This is a genomic window from Acetobacter sp. AN02 (assembly GCF_029759835.1).
In the GTDB taxonomy this organism is placed as follows: Bacteria; Pseudomonadota; Alphaproteobacteria; order Acetobacterales; family Acetobacteraceae; genus Acetobacter.
Window position 1 is genome coordinate 1 of the sequence record NZ_JAJJND010000132.1, and the last position, 4,969, is coordinate 4,969.

4 protein-coding genes are annotated in these 4,969 nt (G+C 60.4%); all 4 read left to right on the plus strand.

The window, feature by feature from the left end:
* The first annotated feature begins 111 nt into the window (after nucleotides 1-111).
* The 4 genes from LOC54_RS11355 to hpnK all read left to right on the plus strand — a co-directional run bounded on the left by LOC54_RS11355 (nucleotide 112) and on the right by hpnK (nucleotide 4,404).
* A complete protein-coding gene (locus LOC54_RS11355; protein WP_279313909.1) occupies nucleotides 112-762 on the plus strand; it encodes an ABC transporter substrate-binding protein in 651 nt (216 codons plus the stop codon).
* A 69-nt stretch (nucleotides 763-831) separates the two neighbouring features.
* Nucleotides 832-2,004, plus strand: a complete 1,173-nt coding sequence (gene hpnI, locus LOC54_RS11360) for a bacteriohopanetetrol glucosamine biosynthesis glycosyltransferase HpnI (RefSeq protein WP_279313910.1) — start codon at nucleotides 832-834, stop codon at nucleotides 2,002-2,004.
* Between the two features lie 104 nt (nucleotides 2,005-2,108).
* Nucleotides 2,109-3,533: a hopanoid biosynthesis associated radical SAM protein HpnJ gene (gene hpnJ, locus LOC54_RS11365; protein WP_279313911.1), complete on the plus strand. Its 1,425-nt coding sequence runs from the start codon at nucleotides 2,109-2,111 to the stop codon at nucleotides 3,531-3,533.
* 22 nt (nucleotides 3,534-3,555) lie between these two features.
* Entirely contained in the window at nucleotides 3,556-4,404 is an 849-nt protein-coding gene (gene hpnK, locus LOC54_RS11370; protein ID WP_279313912.1) for a hopanoid biosynthesis-associated protein HpnK, read from the plus strand.
* The last annotated feature ends 565 nt before the right edge of the window (nucleotides 4,405-4,969 follow it).

Below are 4,969 nucleotides of genomic sequence, written 5' to 3' on the forward strand. Positions count from 1 at the left end.
ATACGCACAGGCCGGACTCTCCGCACCCCATATCGTATCAACCGCTCTCTCAGCTCTCGGTATCAACGAAAAAAACGGGGTCGTATCCGGAACAGCCGCAGGAGTAATTGCATGACCGGACTGACATCATTTCGCGGCGTTTTTGCTGCTTTCGGCCTGATGGCCGCACCTGCTTCCCTGGCCGTGGTTCTGCCGCAGCCGGCTTTTGCCCAGGCGGCTGCGGGGCCTGTGGCTCCGGTCAGTGCCATTGATGCGGCGCTGACGCGCGTCATGATGCCGGGTGCGGGGTCCTTTGCCGCGCGGGCTCAGGTCGTGGCTGCGGCTGTTGATCAGGCCTATGATCTGGAGGCCGCGCTTGAGGCGTCCGTCGGTCCGGCGCGTTTTGCCCAGTTCACGCCGGATGAGAAGCAGAAGCTTCTGTCGTCTTTCCGTGAATATACGATTGCCCGTTATGTCTCGAGCTTTGGCAAGGGATCGAAGGCGACGTTCCGCATGACGCCGGATATCCGCAATTCTCCGGTGGGGTCTGACAAGATCGTTTCCACGCAGATCGTGCCTGCGGGTGGCGGTGATCCGACCGATGTGGATTATGTCGTGCGCCAGACCTCTTCCGGCTGGCGGATTACGGATGTTCTCCTGCAGGGGCACATCAGCCAGGCTGCGGCGCAGCGGTCTGATTTCAGCTCGACCCTGGCGTCCGGCGGGGCTGAGGGTCTGATTGCCATTCTGAACCGCAAGGTTCAGGCTTTTGCTGCAGAGTAAGGGCTGAGTTTCTGTCATGCGGGCGGGGATGTTCTTTTCCGTCCGTGTGTCAGGCCTGCAGTCGTATCCGTGACCGGATTACCTCCCCTCTCTCATGTTCTGGCACTGGTTTCTGCGGCCGCGGGGGTTGCGGGGCTGGTGCAGGCTGCGCTCGGCACCTGGCTTGTCGCGCGTTTCTGCCGCAATGAGGAGCGGACCTCCCTGACGGAGAGCGTTCTTCCGGCCTTCAGCATTCTCAAGCCGCTTCATGGTGATGAGCCTTTGCTTGAGGAGGCTCTGGAGAGCTGCTGCACGCAGGATTATCCTGATTTCGAGATTATTTTCGGGGTTCAGCATGCGGCTGATCCGGCGATTGCGGTTGTCGAGCGTCTGAGGGAGCGGCATCCCGACCTTGTTCTGCGGCTGGTTGTCAGTGGCGAGCAGCATGGTGTGAACCGCAAGGTCAGCAATCTGATCAACATGCTGCCTGCGGCGTCTTCCGATCATTTCGTGATTTCTGATTCCGACATTCACGTGCGTCCGGATTATCTGCGGCATCTTGCGCGTGCGGTGACGCGGCCCGGGACGGGGGTTGCCACGACGCTTTATGCGGGGCTGCCGGCGTCGGGCAGTCTGCCGCGGCTGCTTTCGGCGTGTCAGATCAATCATAATTTCCTGCCGGGTGTTCTGCTGTCGCGTTATCTCGGGCGGCAGGACTGTCTGGGTGCGACGATGGTGATCACGCGGGAGAATCTTGCGGCTGTCGGCGGCCTGGAGGCTCTGGCGCCCCATGTTGCCGATGATGCGGTTCTGGGGCGGCTGGTCCGGGCGCGTGGCGGGGACATCACGATTGCGGGCTGCATGACCTGGACGACGATCGGCGAGCGAACGATGGGCGATCTGCTCAGTCATGAGCTGCGCTGGGGGCGTACGGTCCGGTCTCTGGCTCCGGGCGGGTATCTTGCCTCTGCGATCCAGCTTCCCATGCTGTGGTTTACGCTGCCTGTTCTGCTGCAGCCTCATGCGGTCTGGCCGCTGCGGGTCTTTTTTCTGGCGTGGGTTCTCCGTGCGGTCTGTGCTTTTGCGATGGACCGGTGCGTGGGGCAGCGTTCTTTTATTCCGCTGGTTCTTCTGCCGTTCCGGGACTGGCTGTCTGCCTGTGTCATGATCGGCAGTCTGACCGGTTCGCGCGTTGCGTGGCGGGGGCATACGATGCATGTCGCGCCGCATGAGATTAACCCCTCCTTACCGGCAGGGGACTAAGCAGACCTGCCATACGGTTTGGGGATCGTGCTTGAATCCTTCAGCTTATGGCATTACCTCCTGTCCGGCATGCTCTGGTCAGTCCCGGCAAAGGAACCGAACCCATGATGAAGACTCTTTTTCTCCAGCCGCCGTCCTTTGATGGTTTCGATGGTGGCGCGGGTTCGCGTTATCAGGCGAAACGTGAGATCAAGTCGTTCTGGTATCCGACCTGGCTGGCCCAGCCTGCGGCTCTGGTTGAGGGCTCGCGGCTGATTGACGCGCCGCCTGCGCGTATGGGGATGGAGCCGATTCTGGCGGATGTGAAGAACCGGGATCTGGTTGTTCTGCACACCTCCACGCCGTCCTTTTCCAAGGATGTGCAGGTTGCCCAGATGCTCAAGGACGTGAATCCGAATCTGAAGATCGGCATGGTCGGGGCGAAGGTTGCGGTTCAGCCTGAGGAGAGTCTGCTCAAGGGGGCGCCGGTTGATTTCGTGGCCCGCAATGAGTTCGACTTTACCATCAAGGAGATTGCCGAGGGGCGTGATCTTAAGGATGTGGACGGGATTTCCTGGCGCAACAGCGAGGGTGTGATCGTCAACAACCGTGACCGCGCCATGATCGAGAACATGGACAGCCTTCCGTTCGTGACGGAGGTTTACAAGCGTGATCTGCGGATTGAGGATTACTTCATCGGTTATCTGATGCATCCGTATCTGTCGATCTATACCGGTCGCGGGTGCAAGTCGCGCTGCACGTTCTGCCTGTGGCCGCAGACGGTTGGCGGGCATCGTTACCGCACGCGCAGTCCTGAGCATGTTGCGGCTGAGATCCGTCTGGCGCGGCAGTATTTCCCGCAGGTGAAGGAATTCTTCTTCGACGACGATACGTTTACGGATGATCTGCCGCGTGCCGAGGCGATTGCGAAGCTTCTGGGCAAGATGGGCGTGACCTGGTCGTGCAATGCGAAGGCGAACGTGCCGCGCAAGACGCTTGAGGTTCTCAAGGATAATGGTCTGCGGCTTCTGCTTGTCGGGTATGAGAGCGGCAATCAGCAGATCCTTCACAACATCAAGAAGGGCATGCGGGTTGAGGTTGCGCGGGAGTTCACGAAGAACTGCCATGAGCTTGGCATCAAGATTCACGGCACCTTTATCGTAGGGCTTCCCGGTGAGACGAAGGAGACGATCCAGGAGACGATCCGGTTCGCTCAGGACATCAATCCGCACACGCTGCAGGTTTCTCTGGCGGCGCCTTATCCCGGCACGGCGCTGCATCGTGAGGCGACGGAGAACGGCTGGTTTGATGCCAGCAATGCCGAGCTGATTGATGAGAACGGCGTTCAGATCGCGCCGCTGCATTATCCGCATCTTTCCCACACCGAGATTTTCGGGAGTGTGGAGGAGTTCTATAGGAAGTTCTATTTCCGTGCGCCGAAGATCGCGTCGATTGTCGGGGAGATGGTCCGCAGTCCGCAGATGATGAAGCGTCGTCTGCGTGAGGGTGTGGAGTTTTTCCACTTCCTGCGGGACCGCAACGCGGCGTGAGGCTCTTTCCCGGTGTCTGCGCGTGAGGGAGGTTATTTTCTCGGCCGATGATTTCGGAATGTCGGTTGAGGTGAACGAGGCCATCGAGACGGCCTGCCGGAATGGTCTTCTGAGCACGGCCAGTCTGATGGTTGCCGGGCCTGCGGCGGCGGATGCCGTGGAGCGGGCCAGGCGGCTTCCGGGGCTGCGTGTCGGGCTGCATCTGGTCGTGATTGAGGGGCCTTCGGTTCTGCCTCCGGGAGAGATTCCGCTTCTTGTCTCTCCGGCCGGGATGTTTCCGTCCGATCAGCTCCGGCTGGGTGTGAATTATTTTTTCCGCCCGGCTGTCCGCAGGCAGCTTGCGCGGGAGATCCGGGCCCAGTTCGAGGCGTTTGCGCGGACGGGTCTGCGACTGGATCATGCCAACGCGCACAAGCACATGCATCTGCATCCGACGGTGGGCGGTCTTCTTGTGAAGATCGGTGCGTCCTATGGTCTGCCTGCGGTTCGGATTCCGTGCGAGCCGACGGAGCCTTTGCAGGCTGCGGGGTATTTTGCCGAGACGATCGGGGATTACGTTTTACGTCAGTGGACGCGTCTTCTGCGTCTGCAGGTCCGCCGGGCCGAGATGGCGGCAAATGATTACTGTTTCGGGATTGCCTGGAGCGGGCATATGACGGCGGATCGTGTGGCGGCTCTGGCGGCGCATCTACCTCGGGGTGTGTCGGAGATTTATTTCCATCCGGCGACGCATAAGGATGCGCTTCTGAACCGTCTGATGCCGTCTTATGAGCATGAGGCCGAGCTTGCGGCTCTGGTCAGTCCGGGGGTCCGGGCGGCGTTGCGGCACAGCGGGGCGCGTCTGATCACCTGGGCGGATGTTGCGCGCTGAGGCACCGGAATTTTCCGCCTCCGGGGGATATGAGCCGCTCCCCTGCCTTTTTTTCCTGATTTTTCCTTTTCGTCTCTGTCCTGAGCTGTTTCCGCCTGCCCGGATCATACCCCGGATGGCTGCGCGGGGCTTTGTCTCCGTTTTCCCGGACGATCTTAATGGCAGCCATTGGGGTCCGTGACCTTTCCACGAAGGGCGCGACAGGAGCGGATCGTTCAGGTGAGATGACGGCTGGAGGAGGCGGTTCCTGATCTGGCCATGAAGGCTGTGTTCCGGAGTTTTCCCGGCTGCTTCTGACGGATATTTCCCGGGGGGCCGGTCTGTGCGGCTTCCGGATGCGGTCTGCCGGACAGTGTTGTCGGATGCTGTAGCAGCGGAACTGTGGTTTTTCTGCTTCTGCAGACTGTCTTCCTGCCGGATGTTCTTCCAGCGGGTGCTTTTCCCGTGGTGCGTGCCGGAGGCTGCGGGAGCCTCCGGCGTGCGGATCATGCGGTGGTAATCTCCCCATTTTTAATGGGGCGTTGAATGAGAATTCAGGCAGCTGTTTTTAGTTTCTGGGCGGGTG